This window comes from Pandoraea sp. SD6-2, from assembly GCF_000389825.1.
Taxonomy (GTDB): Bacteria; Pseudomonadota; Gammaproteobacteria; order Burkholderiales; family Burkholderiaceae; genus Pandoraea; species Pandoraea communis.
Genome location: NZ_KB944425.1, coordinates 59,854 through 79,848 on the forward strand (window position 1 = coordinate 59,854; position 19,995 = coordinate 79,848).

Genomic DNA, 19,995 nt, shown 5'->3' on the forward strand with positions numbered 1-19,995 from the left:
TCTGGCGGGGGGCCGGATATGACTACAGGTTGTCGTCTTTTAGATAGACGACGTGAGGCTAGGCAAAGCTATGCGGCGGCAGTGGCGGTAGCCTTCGCAGCGGCGGTAGCTTTGGGATTAGCGGTCGGGCGTGCGTCATTTGCGTAGGGATGCAACGCTACAATGCGCGGGACAAGGTGACAATCCATCGATTGCGTCATGGCGAACTCTGCGAAGTACTCGCCCTTCGGGGTTTCTTTGGCGAACTCGGGAAGAGTGATTGTGCCAACGATGCGCCGAGGGCCATCGCTCGAGTTTGGCCACAGGATGCATTGCGCAGTACGCATGTCGTAAGGACGGCCGGTTTTGCTGGATATGCCTTCGCGTCGTACGACGTTGATGATGGAGACCCTCTGCTTTTCGATTGGAGAGGTAGGGTTGGCACCATCTCCGAAGGGCTGCAACGCGACAATGCGCGGGACAAGCTGGCCTTCAAATGATCGTCCGAAAGCGAATTCCGCGAGGTATTCGCCTTCGTGCGAATCTTTGAGCACGTCGGGAAGTGTGATCAAGCCAACAACGGAGTCGTCTCCCTCGCTCGTCGTTTGCCAGAGGATGCAATCCGCGATGCGCATGTCGTAAGGACGGCCAGTCTTGCTGGATATGCCTTGACGTCGGGTGACTTCGAGGATGGTGAGCTTTTGTTTACTGATCATAGCGTGGCCCTTGGGTAGGTGAAACGTCAGTGGAGGACGGCTGAAGGCGGGGCGATTTCGAGAGCATCGGCGTCAGATTTCACGCCGTACTTGCGGACAACTGCATCCCATGCACAACGCACTAGTTCAAGCTCCGCCCCCCGACGAACGAGTCCGGGATGGGTCACGAATGGTCACTGTTACGAGGAATTTTCCGTTTCCTAGGTCCTCGCGGCTGATGACGAATTTTGGGTTGTTGATCATTTTTAACTCCGAAGCAAATTCGTACGTTGACAGGTCGAACAACTTCGCGATGCACGTCAAATGTTAGTGCAGATTTATGCACTAGTGAGAATATGCGCACTGATATCGGAATTCGCCTAAGGGAGGAACGCCTTCGTCTCGGTTATTCGCAGACGGAGTTTGCCGCGCTCGGAGGAGCATCTAAGCGCTCGCAAATCGATTGGGAGTCGGGTAAGACGTCACCAACGGCGGAGGTTCTTGCCGTTCTGACGGAGGTCGGGGTTGATGCTCTGTATGTGCTAACGGGAACGCGATCAGTACAAGTCAAGAGCGCACTGACTTGGGAGGAGCAGGCATTGCTGGAAAATTATCGTCACAGTTCGCCTGGCGATCAGGCCGTCATTCGGAGGATGGGCCTTGCGCTCTCGAAACCGGCCGTGGCCAAGCGGCGAAACGGAACAACAGATAGCGAATAAACACTCTGCGGAGATACTTCCATTCCTCAGGGATTCGACACTTCCGATATGTGACAAATAGCGCGAAGTACCGTGGAGGGAAGACGACGAAGCCGAGGTAAAACCTCGTCGTCATTTGCTGTCAGGTTGTCAGAGTGAGATGTTCTCAGGCCACAGATAATAAGCGCCATGCCGGGACTTCGCGACAAACTCGATGCCCGCACTTGCCCCATGAGTCGAGAGGACATGTTCGCCGTGTTGCAACTCTAGGTACCCGGCAGCGACAGCACGTTCCAGAAGTTCGTTCGTTCGCATACCAAGACGTCTACCAAGCTTTGACGACGTGAGCTTTTCAATTGTCGGGCTAGCAGCGCGATCCTCCTTCGCCACCACTTCTGCACAACTTTCGACAGGACGTTCCAACGAAATGCGGACTTCTTCGCTGATACGAATAATGCGTTGGGCTTCTTCGTAGACATCTCGATACAACTCCGCATCCTCAGATCTTTGGACGAGCATCCCCATCTCGTTGTTATTAACCTGACTAAACTCATAAAGATTCAGGCTTGTAACCACGCACAACTCCTCGCTCATATAACACTTGGCGTGCAAGTTCTTGCAGTAGCTGGTACGAACGTAGGTCAGACCTCGAAGCCATTCGATTTCCTGCGGTTGCAACTCACTCTTTCCGTATATCAGCCTGACGTCAATTTTCAGACGATTCTTGTCCGATAGAAGCTCCTTGATACGGTCATTCAGCTTCAAGAATGGACTTATCAAAATGAGGCGGTCAACCGCTCCTTTGATCAACTCTTCGAGAAAGTAGTTCGTCGCGCTGGTATTTAAGAATTTTGCCACGTTGTGCCCTCCTTGCTGTAGGTAAGCGGGGGGCCTCCTCTGAGGCAAAGAATACGCGCTAGAGAGGCGCGTAAGCCCTTGAAAGCAGAGTTGAGATTTCCTGTGATAGCCGACGCCAACGCCAGCTACGTCCGAGCAGGCATTGCGCGACGGGAAGAATGCGGTGATGAAGGCCAACAGCGTGCGTCTCATCCGTTTTGACGCCAATCGCTGTCTATCCGAATTTGAAGTGCAAGCAACTGCCGAAAACGAACATAAGAATATTAGCCGGTAGTGGTTTGACGAAATGCGGGGGTGGGGCCGGAGATAGCGGATAACGGCCCACCGCATTGGATGGGCCGCAACAGCGGTTACCGCACCAACCTCGGTTTCCCACCCCGCTTTGCCGCGTGAAGAATGACGTGAGGTCCCATCAACCTATCCGTCGCCACCATTGCTTCCGCGAACGTCTCGAAGTAAATCGCATGCTCAGGGTCGGACACATGCGCTCGCCTGATTTCTCCGGCTATCTCGTCCCAAGCGTAACCGAGGTACTTCTTGTATTCGTGGAACCAGACAACATGCCCTTCACGCGTCAACGACTTGGGGAGGTCGAAGCCGCCATCGCCTTGACCACCGTTTCCTTCGTCCTTCCCGCCGCTCCCCTTTGAATCACTCATCAAAGTCTCCTGAGATGTTGATGGATTTAGCCGCGCTAACGACTGAATCCATCATCGCAGGAGTGCTGAGCCTTGCGTTTCAGCAACTTCCGAATATCCCAGCCTATGCGTCGACACTCGAAACGTTTCGACGCGCGGCGAAAACGTTTGTGACGTATAACAGGCGAAGAGAATGCGGGCTGAAAGTTTGTCGACGGCGGCTGACGAAGTGCACGGTGAACCAACAAACTGAAGGCACAAATATAATCATCATTCGATGCTATAATTGTGCCTACCACATCGATGGAGGTAGCATATGCGCACTACTTTGGCACTGGACGACGAGCTTCTCGCGAAAGCTCAGGCATTCACGGGCTTGCAGGAGAAGTCAGCATTGATCCGTGAAGCTCTCAAGGCTTTGATCGAGCGCGAAAGCGCCCGCCGTTTGGCTCGTCTGGGCGGAACAGAGGCAGATCTCTCCGACATCCCGCGCCGCCAAACGGAGCCCGCATGATTCTGGTCGACACCTCGGTTTGGATTGACCATCTAAGGGCCGGTGACGCCACACTTGTCCGGTTGCTAGAGACTGGGCGAGTGTTGGCTCATCCCTACGTGATTGGCGAACTTGCGCTCGGTAGCCTGAAGAATCGAGATGTCGTCATTTCAACGCTACGCGATCTTCCACGCGTTGCCGTTGCAACGGATGACGAGGTCTTGCGTTTCATTGGGGAGCAAACGCTTTTCGGGTTGGGCATCGGCTACGTTGATGCCCATCTACTTGCGGCAACACGCCTCACGCCGGGGGCTGCCATTTGGACACGAGATAAGCGTCTAGCCGCAACGGCCGAGCGACTATCTCTCGCTGCAAAGATTCTTCACTAAGAGACATCGGCGTTCGTCGAAACTCACGAACACCAGCCCTCACACGCTCCGCAACGCACGTTGCCGCCCCGGTAATCACGCGATTTTCCACGATTACCTTTTTTGCTTTGCGGAGCGCGGCCGAACCCTAAGTATTTGATTTCATCATCGACAGCCGCACCCTCAAAATCCCCCGCCGCAAGGCGTGCCGGTTCGATTCCGGCCCTGGGCACCACAAGATCTATATCCCGTAAGGCTTTCCCGGTTGTTTGGCGTAATTTTGGCGTAATGCCGCCCCATCAGTCCGCGCAAGGTTTCGCGTCTTGCATGGATTTCATGACATGCAGACTTATATCGCGCCAAATGCGTCACAGTCGGCACAGCGCCCCCCTTCATGCTCGTATGGCCGCAACGCTGGCGTGCTTGCGTGACAGCGCTCTTGCTCAAACATGCCGAGTCGGAAGGTGACAGGACCAGCCCTAGGTCATGCACAACCTCATCGATTGAAGTCGACCGATAGATGGCCATAGTCGGCCGGTTCAGACATTCCAACGAGACTGGTGAGGTGTTCTCCAAGCATGGAGCGTCACCTTACCGACGATGCCCCAGCGCCGCTTTCGACCATTAGCCCTCAGATATAAAAATGCCGTTCAGCGGCTAAATTGAACGGCATTAATCCCTTGCGGGGAGCCCTTTAAACATCTGTGGCGGAGACGTCGAGGTGAGATCTCCCCAGGTAAGAGCGCGCTCCTTCATCGCACAACCGCCGCATTTACGCCGCTTCGCCTTGGTCACCTGAGCTTCGCGGTTGCATGCCCGCTCGCCCCACTCAGCAGCGCCTTCTATACGGTTCTTGTCCATCAGTTCGCGATTTACGCTCCGCGCTTCCTCCCCACACTCGGTCGCCCTCATGCAGTTGCACTTCGCTTCATTCGCCGTGACCAACTTATGGCGGGACTTCCGCCCGCAGGAGTGCGCCCATGCTGGGCGCACTCACAAAGGCCGGTTTCCCGGCCTCAACATGCAGTATCACGTGTAATAACCACCAGTGACGCATGTGCTTTGCGGGTAGCCAGCCGGGCACTGCGGAAGAAATGTTGCCAGAGTTACAGTCTTGTCCGAACCAGAAGAGTCCTATTTCGGTTCCTTGTCGCAGGACTCCGGTTTGCCGCAAGTGACGCTTTTGACCTTGCGGCCTTCCGTCACGTCGCGGAACCAGTCCACTACGCGGACGCCTTCCTCTTCATTGGTATAGAAACGGTCGAAAAGGAGCTGCGTGTGCTCCTTGCCCCGGCTCGTAAAGCCCGCGAAGCCGGGGATCCCTTTGGCCTGTTCCGCACGGTTCTGCAGCAGCAGCGGGTAAAGCCTGGAGGGAGTGCCGAAGGCCTTCTGGAACCTTTCCTGCGCCTGGTCATAGGCGGTGTCGAGTTCGACGACGCGTAGACGCGGCGCGTGTCTCACCGCCGCACGGCCGAGGTCTTCGAACGTCGCGCTCCCGCGATCGACGCCGCCCGTCCATTCGGGCGCGCCATCCCAGAAGCCCCAGTTCTGGATCAATTCCGCAATCTTCGGGGACCGATAGCCGCCCGCGCCGTCCGAGACGGCGGTAATCTCAACGTCCGGATATTGATCCGCGACTTCCGCCGCATAGATCGGCGCGCCAATGGCGCCCGCGCTCGACCCGGCGACGACGATGCGCTCGGGTTTCTTCACGTTCTTATAGACCCAACTGAGCACCGATTCCACATTTGCACGGCCCCGGTGGCGCATCGCCACCTCCCGGCCGTCCGCCGTCTTGTAGGTCACATCGCGATTGCCGAGGTATACGTCGCCCGTGCAATAGGAGGCATAGACCTGCGTCCATTTGGCAACCGGGTTTTTCGGGTTGCCGAGGTCGAAGACGCCCCGCCAGTCGCGCGGGTCGCTTGGATCAACCCGTTCAGAGAGTCCAAGGCGACCCATGTATTCGCTCCGCCAGCGCGGTTCGTTTGGCTGAGGACGCGCGAAGGGAATGTAAACCGCCGAGCTGGGGTCGCATTGCTCGCCCGTCCAGCAGGCGCCGCCGCCACTGAGAAAGATCATGAGCTTTGCGGCGTCCGCGCCTTCGCCCGGCTTCACATGGAAGGCATAAGGCGTTCCTGTCGCGCAGGAGGTTTCGCCACCCGGCTCAATGGTCGTCCAGGGGGTCTTCGCTACCTGGCCTTGTGCCTGCGCCATGACGCCGACCGGAGCGAGCAAGAAGGCAAGGGTGACGGCGTGGCGGATCTGCATAGGGTTCCGCCCTCCCGGAGTAGTTCTTTGATTGGCGGCGAGTTTTTCCCGCCCGATGATGCAGAGGACTTTGCGGAACCGATTCTTATTCATGAGTGACCTACCCTATAAATTGAGAGAAATATATGAGCAGTCTCTCGTGCCCCGGCGCATTGTCGCCCAGCACACACCTGCCCACTCATGCCGCCAAAATATGAGGAAGGCGAACAACGATCCTTTGAAGAAGAGGGGCTTTTGTTTGAATACCCGCCGAAACTCGACATCTGTCGGCAATCTCCCACACTCCGCCAAAGGCCGACGAGCTAAAAAGTGGAGTTTTCTTGATACTGAAGCCTTTGCGGGCCGGCAGGCTTCACGGCGAAAGCGAACGCGTTGGCGATGGCTGCGGAGATGCTCGACACGACGGCACCACCTGCGGCAAACTCAGGCAAGCCATGTCCCCCTCACATCAAAACAGCCGCTCGTGGCGGCCGTTGTTGTCGTGTTTCGGTCGTTACGTTCCGTTTGCCTATGTGGACGGCCACACCACCGCCTGCACTTCATCCGTACTGGTCGCCGCCTCGATCTGCGCCGTTAGCGAGATGCGCGTGCCAATCACCTCGCCTGCTGCCGCCTCCCAGGCGCTCGCGCGCTGCTGCACCATCGCAGCCAACGCCGCTACCGTCCGTCCGGCTGCCTGCGCGATCACGATGAGCAACGGTGTCGGCGCAGACGCCTCATCGGCGAAGGCCCGTGCTTCTTGACGTTGCCGCTCCCACGTGTCCACCTCGCTGGGTGGGTATGGCGCTTTCAACGTGGCTAGCACCGCCTCACACGCGGCGTTGATGCGTTCCCGTTTGCAGCGATTTCGCCGTTGCCAAGTCAACCGGCTGCGCCTGCACCGTGTACACCGCACCGTCGATGAGCTGAGGCGCCGTACTCACCTGCACGGTGAAAGCGTCCGTTGGCACAACATCGACGACCGGATAGGCCGTATTCGCCTCAAGAAACGTCGAAGATGGCCCGTCCTGCGAAAACATCCTGTTCGGCCACAGTGCCGCTGCCGTGCCGATCCTGAATGTCCCATCGGCGTTCTGAATTGCGTATCCCATGTGAAGCATGTGAAGTCCTTGTTCATTCACGCCGCACCAGCGTTGTAGTGATTGAGTACGCTATGTGGGTACTCCTGCATCCTATCTTTCTGACGCAAGACGAAATTCGGCAGATGACTGGCCGCGTGCGATATAAGTCGCAGTCTCACGTTCTCTCGACTCTCGGCATCAAACACAAGGTGCGGCCGGACGGCAGCATGCTCGTGCTGCGAGCTCACGTGGAAAAATCCCTCGGTGGCAGACCGAGACCCGGACGCGCCAGCGCGTCTATGACATTGACAGGAGCGCGCTCTAATGCCTCGCAAACGAACCCCGGAAAACATGCCGCGCGGCGGAGCCGTCTCAAGCTCGGCCCATTTCTGGACTGCCGCGACGAAATCCGATCCGAGCGGTATTTCTCGCCTAGGCTTCCGCCCAAGAGAAATCGGTGTTCATCGAAACTCACGAACACCAGCCCTCACACGCTCCGCAACGCACGCTGCCACCTCGGTACTTCGTACTGAATTCCGCAGCCAAGTAAGCACCGACGTCGCCCTACGATACAAGGGCTCGTCTCGTAACAAGACCGTATAAGCCCGTTCTATCCCGCCTCCCCACCCTTTCGATTCTGCGTAGTCTCCGCCTCTCGCTCGCCGAGGAACGCCACGACTTCCTGGGCTGTCGCGCGGGCGCTGCGTGTCACGCCGATCAGCGTCGCCGAGGCGTATCCCGTCCACTCCCCGTATCCGACGAGCCACAACCGGGGCTGCGCGACGGCACGCGTGCCCGACACGCGAATCCGTCCGTCGGCTTCCTTGATCCGCAGCGCATCCAAATGTGCCAGCGCCGGACGAAAACCCGTGCACCAGATGACGACATCGACCCGCGACTGCGTGCCGTCCGGCCACATCACGCCGTCTTCGACGAACCGCGCGAACGGACGTACCGCATGCAAGTCACCTCGCGCGCGGGCCGCCAACACCGGCGGCACCATCACGATATGCCCGAGCCCGTTGTCCGGATACGGATCGGGCAAGCCTCGCTGAGCGGCCTGCCAGCGCGCCGTAGCTCGCTCGAAAAGTATGCGGCCGTCTACGTCGTCTGGTAAGTAGGACGGCGGCGTGAGCGTAACCCAGGTTGCCTCGCTCACGCGCGACACCTCTGCGTAAATCTGCGCCCGTGAATTCCCTCCGCCAACCACCAGCACTCGCAACCCCTGCAACTCATGCGCGCCGCGATAGTCGGCTGAGTGCATCTGACGGCCGCGGAACGATGCATGTCCCTCATATGCCGGCACATACGGCGATCGCCACGATCCCGTCGCGCTGATCACCGTGCGCGCCAGCCAATCGCCGCTGTCGGTCTGCACCCTCAGCCCGTCGCTTTGCGCGAGAACCGCTGTGACCTTCACAGGGCGTTGCACCGGCACCCCATAACGCGCCTCGTACGCGCGCAGGTACGTCACGACTTCGTCGCGCGTCGGATAGTGCCGCTCACCACCCGGCATCGGCCACCCCGGCAGCGAACTCCATTGCGCGGGGGAAAAGAGTTGCAGCGACGGCCACGCGCGCTGCCACGCGCCCCCGGCAGAGGTCTGATCGTCCAGAACCACGTAGTCGACCTGCCAGCGACGCAGGAAATATGCCGTCGCCAACGCTGACTGCCCGCCGCCGATAACCAGCGTGTCAACGCTTCGCGGCGAACCCGTATGCGGCGCGCTCATGCCATCTCCGCCCGATCCGCCTCATCCGCCTCGTGCAGATGTTTGAGCGGCCCCACCTGCCGAAAATAACGTCCCGGCGACTTGCCGAACGCGCGACGGAACATGGCGATAAAGTTGCTGGGCGTGGAGTACCCGAGCGAATCGGCAATCGTGCCGACCGGTTCCCCCTTGGCCAGCCGGTCAAGGGCGCTCACCAGTCTCGCCTGCTGCCGCCACTGGGTGAAACCCATTCCCGTCTCCGCGACGAAAAGCCTTCTGGCGGTGCGCGACGAAACGCCTGCGCGCTGCGCCATCGCCTCGAGCGACGTATGTCCGCCCAGATCGTCGAGCACAGCGCGAGCCACGCGCAGCACACGTGCGTCGGTCGGCATTGGCAAACCGAGCGGCTCTGCCGGCGCGCGCTGAATCTCGTCGACCAGCACCTGCGCGAGCCGCATCTCGTCTTCCGTCAATACGTCGCGCAACGCCCACGACACCGCCCGCTTGACCAGCGCCTCCAGCAACTCCGATACCCCCACCACACAAGGTGCCGACGGCAACGCCGTCGCCGCGTAGGGCGCGACGAGCACGATCCATCCACTGACCACGCCGGTGAGCGACACACGATGCGTGACTTCCGGCGGAATCCACCCCGCTCGATAAGGGGGCAACACCCACGCGCCAAACGGCGTATGGACATGCACCAGACCCGAGTGGATGCAAAACAGCTGACCGCGCACATGGGAATGCCAGTCCAGCTCGCGCGTCCCGATCCGGAACAGACTGCGATCGTGTTCGTGCCCGCCAAACGCCCACACCGGCGGGCCGTCGGGCCGGTCATTTGGCCGATATTTGGCGAACGGCGACTCGGCAAGCGACATCAGAGGCGCATCGGGTTGGGGCTTCCGCGTATCGAGGCTCATCGCTTTGTCCGATTTACATTGTTTTATGACCAAACAATGTTATCAGGTCAACAAACAGCGCGCAGACAATGAGCGAAGTACCACTGCCAGCTGCCTCCGGGCGGCTCATTCGAAATCATGTCTGCCTTGCATGTCACCATCATCGGCGCGGGTCTGGGTGGCCTGTGCCTCGCTCAGGGGCTCCGCCGCGCGGGGATTTCGTTCGACGTCTACGAACGCGACGACGCGCCCGCAGCCCGTTTCCAGGGCTATCGCCTGCGCATCGACGCCGACGGCCTCGACGCCCTCACCCAATGCCTGCCCGATGGCCAAGTCGAACGGGTGCGCCAGCGTGCCGCCGTGGCACGTACCGGCGGGCGCTTCGTCACGCCGCAACTCGACGACGCCAACGTCGTCCTGCCACCGAGCTGGCACGATGCGCACACCGATACCGACGCCACTACGCGTCTGCGCAGCGCCCCCTCTGCCGCCGCTCGCCGAACGGCGCCGCCGGAGGGTATCCCCGGCGACCTCAGTCTGCATCGGCAGACGCTTCGCGAGATTCTGCTGGACGGCATTCTCGATCGCGTGCACTTCGGCAAGTCGTTTTCGCGTACGACGACCACGGACGACGGCTGTCGCATCGCCCACTTCGAAGACGGATCGTGCAGCGCACCGGGCCTCGTCGTTGCGGCCGATGGAAGCCACTCCCGCGTGCGCGAATACGTGCTGCCGGGCATGACACCGCGCGACACCGGCAATGTCTGCTGCTACGGCCTGACACCGCTATCCACGGCCCTGCTCGTACTGATGGACGGCCACGGCGAAGCCACGGTGATGGAAGGCAGCACCGTGGTATTTGCAGACGGCTTCGCCGTCGTCATCGAAGCCATGCTGTTTCGCCGCCAACCCGGTGGCAACACCCCCTCCGCATCCGCCATCGCCCCCGACCGGATGCCACTGTCTCCGGTATCCGATTACCTCTACTGGGCATTCATCGGCCCGTCGCAAAAGCTGCTGAGCACCCCGAGCGCAAACGACGAGTTGCACGGCCCCGCCCCGCTCGCCCGCATCGAGGCGCTTACCGAGTCCTGGCATCCGCACCTGCGTTCACTGTTTGCGCACGCGGTTCCCGACACCATCCGTACGATGTCCGTGCGCAGCACCACCACCCCACTGCCATGGCAGGTCGACGGGATCACCGGCCTGGGAGATGCCGTGCACACGATGAGTCCCGCGGGCGGACTCGGCGCGAACACGGCACTGCGCGACGCCGTGCGACTGGCCGAACATCTGCACGCCGTGGTGCAAGGACGCAGCACGTTGGCGCAAGCCATCGCCGCGTACGAGCGCGACATGTGCGAGCGCGCGCGCGAAGCCGTTCGGCTGGCCGACGCAGGGGCCGCGCTACTCAATGCCCGTCGCCCCCTGCCGAACGCGCCTGTGCAACCCGATGTCGACGCCATCCATTTATGAGACGGCGCCTCTCCCGTGTTACTTTTACGGCAACGTTACTGCGCGCGAGGAGTGACCATGTACACCGTAATGGGCATCACGGGGCGAGTTGGCGGCGTCATCGGGCACGATCTGCTCACGGCAGGTCTGCCACTGCGGGCTGTCGTTCAGGACCCGGTCAAATCCAGTCGATGGGCAACACTCGGCAGTGAAATCGCGGTTGCCGAAAACGGCGACGTCGGTGCGCTCATGAATGCCTTTCGCAACAGCGAAGCGGTATTCGTCATGCTTCCACCGAACGCCGACCCCGAGCCGGACTTCTCGCACGCGCGGCATCTGATCGACGCCATCCGCCAAGCGCTGGCGACTACGCGACCAAAGCGCGTGGTCTGCCTCTCGAGCATCGGCGCGGATTGCGAATCTCCCAGCCTGCTCACGGCACTGCACATGTTCGAGACGGCGATGGTGTCGCTCTCGTTGCCGGTAACGTTCCTGCGCCCCGCCTGGCTAATGGAGAACTTCGCATGGGACATCGCGCCCGCACGCGAGCGCGGCGAGTTACCGAGTTATCTGCAACCGGTGGATCGGACAATTCCGATGGTCTCGACGAGCGACGTCGGTCATTTCGCCGCGCGCGCCATGCAGGAGCATTTCACCGACGAACGCATCTGGGAAATCGAAGGACCGGATCGCTACTCGCCCGACGACATTGCGGCAGCACTCGCCCGTGCGCTGGCTCGAGACGTTCGTGCCGAGGCCGTGCCGCGGGCCGGTTGGGACCCGCTGTTCCGTGCGCAGGGCATGCGCAACCCGGCGGCGCGCATTCAAATGCTGGACGGCTTTAATAACGATGACTTCCGGTTTCGCGACGGTGGCCAACATACGCTACGCGGCGAGGTCACGCTCGTGCAAGCGATTGCCGCATTGGTGCGGGAAAGCTGACGAGGTCCCTCTCGTCCCTCTCGTCCCTCTCGCCACCCTCGCCACCTCATCGCGCCGTTACCGATGGCCGTCGCAGACCGGCGTTTGCGCGAGCAACTCGCGCCATCGCTGCGCCCAATCGCCGTCGTGGGCCAGGCCGCTCACAACGCGCGTCTTCACGCACGTCCCGCCTGCGGCCGACGCAAAGCGGCGCGCAACCTCCGGCGGCACGACCGTATCCTGCGTGCCGCTGTAATGGATCTGCGCAATGCCGGCAACCTGCCGCGCGACATCGATGGGATTGCGCGACGCGGGCATCGGCGAGACCCGGTGCAATCGATTGACATACTCGACGTCGAGATTGCCCGCCACCGTGCGCAGGGTGGCGATGTCGTGCCGGCGGGCCGCCACTAGCACGGCAATGGCGCCGCCGCCCGAATAGCCGACAAGCTCCACAGGCTGCCCCGGCACACGCGCCGCCAACTGCCCTATGGCGGCGTCCATCGCATCGACAACTTCGGGCGCGAAGCGCTTGCCGGTCCAGTACGCGACCTGGCAACGGGGATTGTCCGGCATCGGAGTGAACTGGCAGGGCCGTGCCAGATAGGCGACATTGGCCGATGGGTCAGCCGCAGCAAGCGCCAAACCGGTCGCGGCGACTGGTGTCGGATCGAGCGACGGCTCCGAGCGCGAGACCCAGGCAAGACCGTCGCCTTCGATGTAGATGCGCAGTGGTTTATCGGTGCGGTTGATGCGCGAGAACACGGTAAGGCGGAAGTCGCCGGCCGCGAGCACTTCCCGTTGCAGTCCGGCGGGGTTGGCAAGCGACTCGGCGTGCGCGTCGCGATCCAGACTGGCGCAGCCTGAAGCCAGCAACGCCAGCCCCAGCACGCTCCCGCAGAGCAGAACGTGCCACGATCCGGCGCCTCGCCCGTCACCGCCTCGATCAAGCCGCGTCATCGCGCCACTCGGCCACGAACTGCTTGAGCGCCTGCGCCATGCGCTCGACGACAGGCGCCCATTGCGCACGCGCCTCCTGACGGAACAAGCGCATGCCGGGGTACCAAGGCGTATCGTCCCGATCGAGCAGCCAGCGCCAATCGGGCACGAACGGCAGCAGCACCCACACCGCACGCCCCATCCCTCCCGCCAGATGTACCGGCGAGGAATCGACCGAAATCAGCAAATCGGCGAGATGCAGAATCGCGGCGGTGTCCTCAAAATCACGAATTTCATCGCTCAACGGCATTATCGACATGCCGTCGGGCGGCGTATTTGCCTGCGCCGATGCCGGCCCCTTCTGAATCGACAGGAACGTCGCCCCGCTCGCGCCCAGCGGGGCGAGTTGCTCGAGCGGCATGGAACGATTGCTGTCGTTGGCGTGCTCCGGGCGTCCGGCCCACACCATGGCGACCCACGGTCTCGGCACGTCTGCGAGCCTTTCGCGCCAATGGGCAACGCGCTGTGCATCGGGGCTGAGATAAGCCACGTCGCCGGGCAGATCGGCAAGCGTCAGGCCCATTGCCATTGGCAAGCTCATCAGCTCGCAATGCTGATCGAACGTCACCGGCAACGTCCCGCGAGCAACAATATCGTCATCGCCCCACATACGTTTTGCAATCGACAACGTCTCGGGATTGACCTCGAAGATCACGCGCGCCTGACTGCGCTCACGTGCCCAACGGGCCATACGCATGAACTGGAATGTGTCGCCAAAGCCCTGCTCGTCGTGAATGAGGAGCGTCTGGCCGGGAATCGGACGACCGTCCCATCGCGGGCGTTGGACCTTGCGCTCGATGGACTGGGTATGTTCAAGGCTGTAGCGATAGCGATACTCACGCCAGCCGCGCTCGAAGTCTCCCAGCAAGAGCAACGCTTCGGCGAGGTCGAAGCGGTTCGACAGATCACCGGGCACCTGACGTGCGAGCCTATCGAGCAAGTCTCGCCCTTCCCGTGCCTTTCCCTGCGCACGCAGCACGACCGCGAGCAGTCGCCACAGGGACATGGGAGCGGCGTCCGTCGCCACGACGTCACGGAGCATCGCCTCGGCCCGCTCGTAATCTTGTGCCTGCACGCGCGCCACGACCGCTTCATAAATGGCGGTGAAGTCCGGCGACTCGGGCACATTGTTCGGCGGGAGGCTGGCGATGGAGGGCTGAGCGGCGCCCGTTGCCTCGCGCGCCGCGATGTCCGCCTCGACAATGCTGAGCGCTGCCCGCGCATCGGCGCTCTCAGGCAGGAGCACGAGTGCTTCACGGGCATTCGCCAGCGCTTCGTCCAGTCGCCCGACGAGACGCAGAATTCGCGCACGCGCCACGAGCGTCGAAGGATGCTTCGGCGCAAACGCCGACATTACCTCAACGGTCTGCAATGCCGCCGCCACGTTGCCTCGCGCGAGTTCGACGTTGGCGAGATTGCGGTAGGCGTCGACAAACTGCGGCGCCAGCTCAATGGCGCGGCGCGCCAGCGTCTCCGCCTCGGCAAAGCGCTGTTGCGCACTGAGCAGCGACGCCAGATTACTGTGCGCGTCGGCACGCTCCGGATCGCACTCAAGGGCGCGGCGATAGTGTGTCTCGGCGGCGGCCAGACGCCCCATCAGACGCGCGGTATTGCCGAGATTGTTCTGGGCGTCCGCCGACGCCGGCATCAGTTCGCTCACGCGCGTGAGACATGTCAGACTCTCTTCGAGTTGCCCGGTCTCCTGCAACACGATTCCCAGGTTGTTCCATCCGGCAACGAACGCCGGATCGACCTCGACGGCCCGGCGAGCCGCCGCCAGCGCCTCGTCGAGACGCCCCGCCTGTCGGCACATCTCGGCGAGATCCGACCAACTGGACGCAGGCGCATCCGGTGTCCGGCAAGTCACCCGAAGATGGTCGATGGCCATGGCAGGCTTGCCATAGGCATGCGCCATCAGGCCCAGCAGATAGTGCGCGTCGGGATGCTCGGGCGACACTTCCAGCACGCGTCGGCACAACACCTCTGCCTGCGGGGCCTGCCCCGCCTGCCAATGCGATTGCGCCAGCGCAACCGCCTGCGCGAAAGTCAACGTGCCGGGGGACGACGAAGGAGAAGACATCGGACAAGAATTGGGGGGAACGGTGGGCACTGCGCGATACTTTCACGGCGGTCGCAGCCCTGTCAATGACTGCGACCGCCGGCACTGTGCACTGTCCGAACGTGCCAGGCGATCAGAAACGCTGCTGCACGCGCACGATACCCGTGTGCGACACGAAGCCCGAGCCCGCTTGCAGGTCGTAGCGAATCGACGCGCTCAGGTTGTTCGCCTTCATCAGCGTGAGGCCCAGCGACATCTCGGCCAGATCCGACACCGGCGTGGCGCCCACGGTCGTGAAGCCCGTCTGCCCGATCGGATCGGCGGCAAAGCTCGCGCCCGTTGCCTGACGCGTACGGTTGTACTCGTGTATCCAACGCACGCTCAGTTCCGGGACCCACGTGCCCGTCGATGTCTCGAACGGCACCGCAATCTTGGCGCCCAACGCACTGCGCACCGAACTGCTGCCCGCGCTACCCACCGACAATGCCGAGCCGTTGCCGCCCGTTTCCGTATAGCTGTTCTGATTCAGATAGCTATACGTCATGCTGGCGAGCGGTGTGACGACGGCGCGGCCAACGGCGAGCGGCCAACCGAATTCGGCACTCGTCACGTACTGTTGACCGTTGAAGTTGCCGTTAGCCACGCCGTTGAAGCCCTGCATGGTGACGAAGCGCTTCGAGTCATAGCGTTGCAGCACCACTGAGCCCGTCAGGTTCACGTACCACGGCTCGCCGGTATAGGCGGTATAACCGATCAACCCGTACCCATTTACGCTGCTCGTGTTGCCGGCCGTGCTGCCGTCATTGTTGATGACGGTGCGCGAGAACTGGAACGCGCCACCGGCTCGCACGCGATCGCCGAATGCCCGGTCGGCCCCGACAAGCAGCCCCCCGTAGTTGGCGCTGTAGCCATCGACACCGTCACGCGCAGACTGACTGGCGTGACCACCGAACGCCTGTCCCCAGACACCCCAGTTGGCCGCGCTGTCGCCCGTGGCGACCCCGGTGCCGCCCGCCTGAGCCACGCGCAGGCCGTTGACGTGCGAATTGACTACCCCCAGCGAGTCGAACGTGGCCGCCCCGGCGGCACGCGCGTTCTGTGCGGGCGCCAGTTGCTTGCCGATGCGATTGGCCGAGTCCGCCGAACGGTCGCTGAGCGAGCCGAGCGTGGCGTTGAACAGATTCAGCAGTTGCGGATCGCTCACGCCGGTATAGCCCAACAACCCATGTAGCGCCGACGAAGCATTCGGTGTCGACGCGATGGTGGCGTTGGTGCGCGGATCGAACGCGGGCAAGCCGCCGTTATTGCTGCCGTTGCCGGCCTCCAGGTTACTGCCGGCGCTACCGCCACCCGCGCCGCCCGTCCCCCCCGTGTTGCCACCGGTGTTGATACCGCCATTGCCGCTGCCGTTGTTCGCCCCGGTTCCGTTGGCGAGCGTGACCACCAGATTCTTGTGCGTACCGTTCGCCACTTCAGCACCGCTTGCGTCAAGCGTCGTCGAACCGTTCACCCGGTAGACGAGCGAGCTGGCGTTATAGGTGGCAGTGCCCGCCGTGTCGATCACCACAAAGCGCTGACCGGCGGCGAATTGATAGCCGAGCGACTGCAGGCCAATGCTGGACCCGGCCGCAAGCGAGGTATTGCCGCTCACGACAAGCCTGCCGTAGCCGCTATCGGTCACCGCGTCGCCCGTCGTGACCGCATTGGCTGCCACGCCTACCTGAAGCGTCGCGCCGGCGGCCTGAGCATAGTTGCCCGAGACCCGAATCGCCTTGTTGACCTGCAACACCGATGCGTCGTTGAAGGCTGTGCGCGTGCCCGCCAGATCGAAATGGTTGCCGACGACGAGGTTGCCGCCGTTGAAACGAACATCGGCATTGGTGCTGACGATCGTGCCGCTGTAGTTCGGACCGAAGCTGGTGATCGTGCCGAACGTGCCGTCCGTGGGCCCGCTGATCCGAAGATCGTTCGGCGAGCGGTTGATGATCCAGCCGGCAATCACGCCCGCGTTGCGGATCTGGCCGATGGACGACGTCGCACTCTGATTCGAAATCGCGCCCCCCAAGCCGGTAATGACGCCACTCGCAAGGTTGTTGATGGTACCGATCGCACTATCGTTGTAGATACCGTAGTAGCCGCCGGAGATCGTGCCTGCGTTATTGATGGCGCCAATCGTCCCGTCGTAGATCGTGCCGTTGGCAGTCGAGCGGAAGTTGTTGATACCCGACGAGTAGAACGTATCGGTGCCCGTGAATCGGCCACCGGCGAGGTTTTCGATGGTCGAAATCGTACTGCCGTAGTTCGACAGCCCGGCGGACGTACCGACGATCTGACCGCTGTTGGTTAATGTCCCCAACGACGAGAGCGGCGACATGTTGCCCGACGGGGCCAATGCCACGCCCGTGTAGCCCGTGATCAGGCCGCTGTTGTTGATGGAGCCGACCTGCCCGGAGTTCGCCACGCCCGAGCCTATCGACTGCGTCGTGGTGGCCAAGATCGTGCCCGTGTTGACCGCCGTGGTCAGTACTCCGGTGTTGACTACGCCAAACCGGTCGCCCGTGATCTGTGCGCTGTTCTCAAGCCGGGTCAGCACATTCACCGTGTTCACGCCGGCCATGTTGTCCGAGAGCAGCGTGCTCCGATTGACAAGCGTGCCGACCACACCGCCGTTGTAGATCGCCGAGTCGGTCGCGCCGGTTGCGTGAATCTGACCGTTGTTCTCGATGCGGCCGATCCCGCCGCCGTTACCCCCGACGGACAGCGCCGAAGTGCCGGTCAACGTGCCGTTGTTCGTAAGGGTACCGAGCGAGCCGTTGATCGAGCCGAACGTCGTTCCCGAGATGGTGACGTTCGCGCCGTCGAACTTCCACACAGGCGACGCGTCGATGGGGGTGCCGGGCACGAGCGCCGTCGTGCCGCCAATCGTGCCGAGGAACTGCGGCGCGAAGATCGTCACAACCAGATCCAGGTTGTTGCCGTTACCGACCCTGGCGCCGCTGGCGGCAAGTGCAGGATTACCGTTCACCACGTAGCGCAGCGATCCTTCGTTGTAGACGGCCGAGCCAGCGGTGTCGATCACCACGTAGCGCTGGCCCGCCGCGAAGTTATAGCCCAGCGATTGCAGCGCAATGGTCGAGCCCGGCGCGACGTAGCTGTTGCCCGAGACGAGCAGCCGGCCATACCCTGCATCGGTGGCGAAATTGCCCGTGGTGAGTGCGCCATTCGCCACACCGATCTGCAACGTACCGTCGACACCCTGCGAGTAATTACCCGCCACCTGGAGCGCCCTGTTGATCTGCAATACCGACGAGTCGTTATAGGCCGTGCGGACGTTTTGCAGATCGAAGTGATCGTCGAGCAGCAGTTTGCCACCATTGAAGTGCACGTCGGCGATCGTGCTCACGATGGTACTGGGATACGTCGGACCGTAGCCGGTGAGCGTGCCGAAGGTGCCGTCGGTGGCGCCGCTGATGTACAGGTTGTTCGGCGAACGGTTGATGATCCAGCCGGCAATCGTGCCCGCGTTGACGATCTGCCCGATGGACGACGTACTCGCCTGATTCGAGATGGCGCCGCCCAGCCCCGTGATCAACCCGCCGGCGAGGTTGTTGATGGTGCCGATGCCGGCATCGTTGTAGATCCCGTAGTACCCCCCGGAGATCACGCCCGCGTTCTTGATGGTGCCGATCGTCCCTGAATAGTTGGTACCGTTAACGCTCGCGTTGACGTTGCTGATGGCGGAGGTCTCCGGAGAAGTCACATCGCCCGTAGCGAGAATCTGCCCGTTGGCCTGATTCTCGATCGTGCCGATGCTGGTGCCGGCGTTCCGAACCCCGTTCCACATCCCCGATATCTGGCCGCTGTTCGTCACGACGCCCATTTGCGGGTTCGGCGCACCTGTGTTGGCAGACCCCAGACCATAGTAGTAGCCGTTGATCAACCCAGTATTGGTCAACTGACCAAACTGCCCCGAGTTCAGCGCGCCATAACCGGACTGCGCGCGAATCGTCCCTGAATTGAGCGCCGACGTCAGCCTGCCACTGTTATTCAGCCCTTGCGACGCCCCCGTAATGGTGCCGGAATTCTCGAAACGGGTCAGGGTTCCACCGTTACTGACTCCACCGTACATCCCCGTCGTGACCCAGCCACGATTGACCAGCGTGCCGACCGTGCCGCCGTTATAGATCCCCGAGCTGTTGCCCGTTGCAGTGATCTGGCCGTCGTTCTCGACACTTGTCACGTTCGCTGCGGCCGAAAACGCCAGCGCGTAAGCACCGCTCAACGTGCCCACGCTGGAGATCGACCCCAACCCGCCTGTGATCGTGGCAAAGGTGGTGCCCGTAATGATCAGGTACGTACCGTTGAAGTTCCAATCCGGCGACGACATATCCTGAACGCCCGAGAAGAGCGCCGTCGTGCCGCCTATCGTGGCGACGGGCGAAGATACGGCGTACGCCGTTGCAGCATTGAGCGAAACCACGGCGATAGCAGCCGCTGCAGCGGTTTTGCGCGTACGGCGGCGGTCGACCGAGCGCGACTTTCCGCCGCGGCCGCTCGCCACTTCCGACGCCACCTGATACATGCCGAGGCTGGCGCTCCACACGACACGATAGATGTGATTCATTCGATTCCCCTGGTGGCTGTGTTCTTCTGATGCGATGAATAGAGATTCGGTACAGGCCCTTGCACGACGTCAAACGCACGAACGCAAGAACTTCGCTATCGAAGCGAAGTCCGGTGGTATCGGTCTAACGGGTATTCGGGCGGGAGACGCGCAGTAACGCTACTGCGCTGGAACGCGAGATAAGTCCGGTCGTCGGAGGGACACGGCAATAAGATCGCCTGCGCGCAACGCAGGTTCACCGGTTTTGCGAGAAGCGACACGAA

General features: G+C 61.8%; 18 protein-coding genes and 1 pseudogene. 6 read left to right on the forward strand and 13 right to left on the reverse strand.

Annotated features, from left to right (window positions below):
* Positions 1 to 68: 68 nt before the first annotated feature.
* Positions 69 to 695 (reverse strand): hypothetical protein, encoded by a 627-nt coding sequence (locus C266_RS28340; RefSeq protein ID WP_010804384.1) that lies wholly within the window; start codon positions 693 to 695, stop codon positions 69 to 71.
* A gap of 335 nt (positions 696 to 1,030) precedes the next feature.
* Between C266_RS28340 and C266_RS26570 the strand changes: the two genes are divergently transcribed.
* Complete coding sequence (locus C266_RS26570) at positions 1,031 to 1,393, forward strand: helix-turn-helix domain-containing protein (protein WP_010804385.1); 363 nt, start codon at positions 1,031 to 1,033, stop codon at positions 1,391 to 1,393.
* Positions 1,394 to 1,522: 129 nt separating this feature from the next.
* Here the strand turns inward: C266_RS26570 and C266_RS03855 are convergent, their stop codons facing one another.
* Positions 1,523 to 2,230, reverse strand: coding sequence for a phospholipase D family protein (locus C266_RS03855; protein WP_010804386.1), 708 nt, complete (start codon positions 2,228 to 2,230; stop codon positions 1,523 to 1,525).
* 350 nt (positions 2,231 to 2,580) lie between these two features.
* Entirely contained in the window at positions 2,581 to 2,889 is a 309-nt protein-coding gene (locus C266_RS03860; RefSeq protein ID WP_010804387.1) for a hypothetical protein, read from the reverse strand.
* Positions 2,890 to 3,184: 295 nt separating this feature from the next.
* Between C266_RS03860 and C266_RS03865 the strand changes: the two genes are divergently transcribed.
* Positions 3,185 to 3,382 (forward strand): type II toxin-antitoxin system VapB family antitoxin, encoded by a 198-nt coding sequence (locus C266_RS03865; RefSeq protein ID WP_010804388.1) that lies wholly within the window; start codon positions 3,185 to 3,187, stop codon positions 3,380 to 3,382.
* Positions 3,379 to 3,750: a type II toxin-antitoxin system VapC family toxin gene (locus C266_RS03870; protein ID WP_010804389.1), complete on the forward strand. Its 372-nt coding sequence runs from the start codon at positions 3,379 to 3,381 to the stop codon at positions 3,748 to 3,750. Before C266_RS03865 ends, C266_RS03870 begins: the two co-directional genes overlap by 4 nt.
* A 162-nt stretch (positions 3,751 to 3,912) precedes the next feature.
* Here the strand turns inward: C266_RS03870 and C266_RS26575 are convergent, their stop codons facing one another.
* The 4 genes from C266_RS26575 to C266_RS03890 all read right to left on the reverse strand — a co-directional run bounded on the left by C266_RS26575 (position 3,913) and on the right by C266_RS03890 (position 7,100).
* On the reverse strand, positions 3,913 to 4,257 hold the full coding sequence (locus C266_RS26575) for a transposase domain-containing protein (protein ID WP_081636142.1): 345 nt from the start codon (positions 4,255 to 4,257) through the stop codon (positions 3,913 to 3,915).
* A 606-nt stretch (positions 4,258 to 4,863) separates the two neighbouring features.
* The gene (locus C266_RS03880; protein ID WP_081636143.1) at positions 4,864 to 6,093 is read right to left on the reverse strand and encodes a pectin acetylesterase-family hydrolase; all 1,230 of its coding nucleotides are present in this window, start codon (positions 6,091 to 6,093) and stop codon (positions 4,864 to 4,866) included.
* Between the two features lie 415 nt (positions 6,094 to 6,508).
* Entirely contained in the window at positions 6,509 to 6,793 is a 285-nt protein-coding gene (locus C266_RS03885; RefSeq protein ID WP_144265699.1) for a hypothetical protein, read from the reverse strand.
* Between the two features lie 16 nt (positions 6,794 to 6,809).
* Positions 6,810 to 7,100: a hypothetical protein gene (locus tag C266_RS03890; RefSeq protein WP_010804393.1), complete on the reverse strand. Its 291-nt coding sequence runs from the start codon at positions 7,098 to 7,100 to the stop codon at positions 6,810 to 6,812.
* Positions 7,101 to 7,153: 53 nt separating this feature from the next.
* Between C266_RS03890 and C266_RS27865 the strand changes: the two genes are divergently transcribed.
* Positions 7,154 to 7,594 carry a DUF4224 domain-containing protein gene (locus C266_RS27865; protein WP_256380691.1) on the forward strand — a complete coding sequence of 147 codons (441 nt, stop codon included), beginning with the start codon at positions 7,154 to 7,156 and terminating at the stop codon, positions 7,592 to 7,594.
* A 77-nt stretch (positions 7,595 to 7,671) separates the two neighbouring features.
* On the opposite strand, the gene C266_RS03895 is transcribed toward C266_RS27865, so the two are convergent.
* Together C266_RS03895 and C266_RS03900 are read right to left on the reverse strand one after the other, a co-directional pair.
* The gene (locus C266_RS03895; protein WP_010804394.1) at positions 7,672 to 8,793 is read right to left on the reverse strand and encodes an ArsO family NAD(P)H-dependent flavin-containing monooxygenase; all 1,122 of its coding nucleotides are present in this window, start codon (positions 8,791 to 8,793) and stop codon (positions 7,672 to 7,674) included.
* Positions 8,790 to 9,695 (reverse strand): helix-turn-helix domain-containing protein, encoded by a 906-nt coding sequence (locus C266_RS03900; protein ID WP_010804395.1) that lies wholly within the window; start codon positions 9,693 to 9,695, stop codon positions 8,790 to 8,792. Before C266_RS03900 ends, C266_RS03895 begins: the two co-directional genes overlap by 4 nt.
* A 117-nt stretch (positions 9,696 to 9,812) precedes the next feature.
* Here C266_RS03900 and C266_RS03905 point away from each other — a divergent pair, with 117 nt between their 5' ends.
* Both C266_RS03905 and C266_RS03910 read left to right on the forward strand, forming a co-directional pair.
* Positions 9,813 to 11,150, forward strand: coding sequence for an NAD(P)/FAD-dependent oxidoreductase (locus C266_RS03905; RefSeq protein WP_010804396.1), 1,338 nt, complete (start codon positions 9,813 to 9,815; stop codon positions 11,148 to 11,150).
* 57 nt (positions 11,151 to 11,207) lie between these two features.
* On the forward strand, positions 11,208 to 12,071 hold the full coding sequence (locus tag C266_RS03910) for an NmrA family NAD(P)-binding protein (RefSeq protein WP_036661396.1): 864 nt from the start codon (positions 11,208 to 11,210) through the stop codon (positions 12,069 to 12,071).
* 57 nt (positions 12,072 to 12,128) lie between these two features.
* Here C266_RS03910 and C266_RS03915 read toward each other — a convergent pair whose 3' ends face one another.
* From C266_RS03915 to C266_RS26020, 4 genes and pseudogenes are all read right to left on the reverse strand, one after another.
* Positions 12,129 to 13,010 carry an alpha/beta hydrolase gene (locus tag C266_RS03915; protein ID WP_010804398.1) on the reverse strand — a complete coding sequence of 294 codons (882 nt, stop codon included), beginning with the start codon at positions 13,008 to 13,010 and terminating at the stop codon, positions 12,129 to 12,131.
* Entirely contained in the window at positions 12,997 to 14,175 is a 1,179-nt protein-coding gene (locus C266_RS28345; RefSeq protein WP_036661460.1) for a glycosyl transferase family 8, read from the reverse strand. Before C266_RS28345 ends, C266_RS03915 begins: the two co-directional genes overlap by 14 nt.
* A 261-nt stretch (positions 14,176 to 14,436) precedes the next feature.
* Positions 14,437 to 15,129 (reverse strand): annotated as a pseudogene (locus tag C266_RS28350) (tetratricopeptide repeat protein); the annotation flags it as partial.
* 112 nt (positions 15,130 to 15,241) lie between these two features.
* The gene (locus tag C266_RS26020) at positions 15,242 to 19,732 is read right to left on the reverse strand and encodes an autotransporter domain-containing protein (protein ID WP_010804400.1); all 4,491 of its coding nucleotides are present in this window, start codon (positions 19,730 to 19,732) and stop codon (positions 15,242 to 15,244) included.
* Positions 19,733 to 19,995: the final 263 nt, after the last annotated feature.

Coding starts and splice junctions, on each gene's coding strand:
- C266_RS03870 (WP_010804389.1), top strand. CDS start 3,379: ATGATTCTGGTCGACACCTCGGTTTGGATTGACCATCTAAGGGCCGGT.
- C266_RS03895 (WP_010804394.1), bottom strand. CDS start 8,793: ATGAGCGCGCCGCATACGGGTTCGCCGCGAAGCGTTGACACGCTGGTT.
- C266_RS26570 (WP_010804385.1), top strand. CDS start 1,031: ATGCGCACTGATATCGGAATTCGCCTAAGGGAGGAACGCCTTCGTCTC.
- C266_RS03860 (WP_010804387.1), bottom strand. CDS start 2,889: ATGAGTGATTCAAAGGGGAGCGGCGGGAAGGACGAAGGAAACGGTGGT.
- C266_RS03910 (WP_036661396.1), top strand. CDS start 11,208: ATGTACACCGTAATGGGCATCACGGGGCGAGTTGGCGGCGTCATCGGG.
- C266_RS26575 (WP_081636142.1), bottom strand. CDS start 4,257: ATGGCCATCTATCGGTCGACTTCAATCGATGAGGTTGTGCATGACCTA.
- C266_RS03915 (WP_010804398.1), bottom strand. CDS start 13,010: ATGACGCGGCTTGATCGAGGCGGTGACGGGCGAGGCGCCGGATCGTGG.
- C266_RS03880 (WP_081636143.1), bottom strand. CDS start 6,093: ATGAATAAGAATCGGTTCCGCAAAGTCCTCTGCATCATCGGGCGGGAA.
- C266_RS03900 (WP_010804395.1), bottom strand. CDS start 9,695: ATGAGCCTCGATACGCGGAAGCCCCAACCCGATGCGCCTCTGATGTCG.
- C266_RS28340 (WP_010804384.1), bottom strand. CDS start 695: ATGATCAGTAAACAAAAGCTCACCATCCTCGAAGTCACCCGACGTCAA.
- C266_RS03905 (WP_010804396.1), top strand. CDS start 9,813: ATGTCTGCCTTGCATGTCACCATCATCGGCGCGGGTCTGGGTGGCCTG.
- C266_RS03865 (WP_010804388.1), top strand. CDS start 3,185: ATGCGCACTACTTTGGCACTGGACGACGAGCTTCTCGCGAAAGCTCAG.
- C266_RS26020 (WP_010804400.1), bottom strand. CDS start 19,732: ATGAATCACATCTATCGTGTCGTGTGGAGCGCCAGCCTCGGCATGTAT.
- C266_RS27865 (WP_256380691.1), top strand. CDS start 7,154: ATGTGGGTACTCCTGCATCCTATCTTTCTGACGCAAGACGAAATTCGG.
- C266_RS03890 (WP_010804393.1), bottom strand. CDS start 7,100: ATGCTTCACATGGGATACGCAATTCAGAACGCCGATGGGACATTCAGG.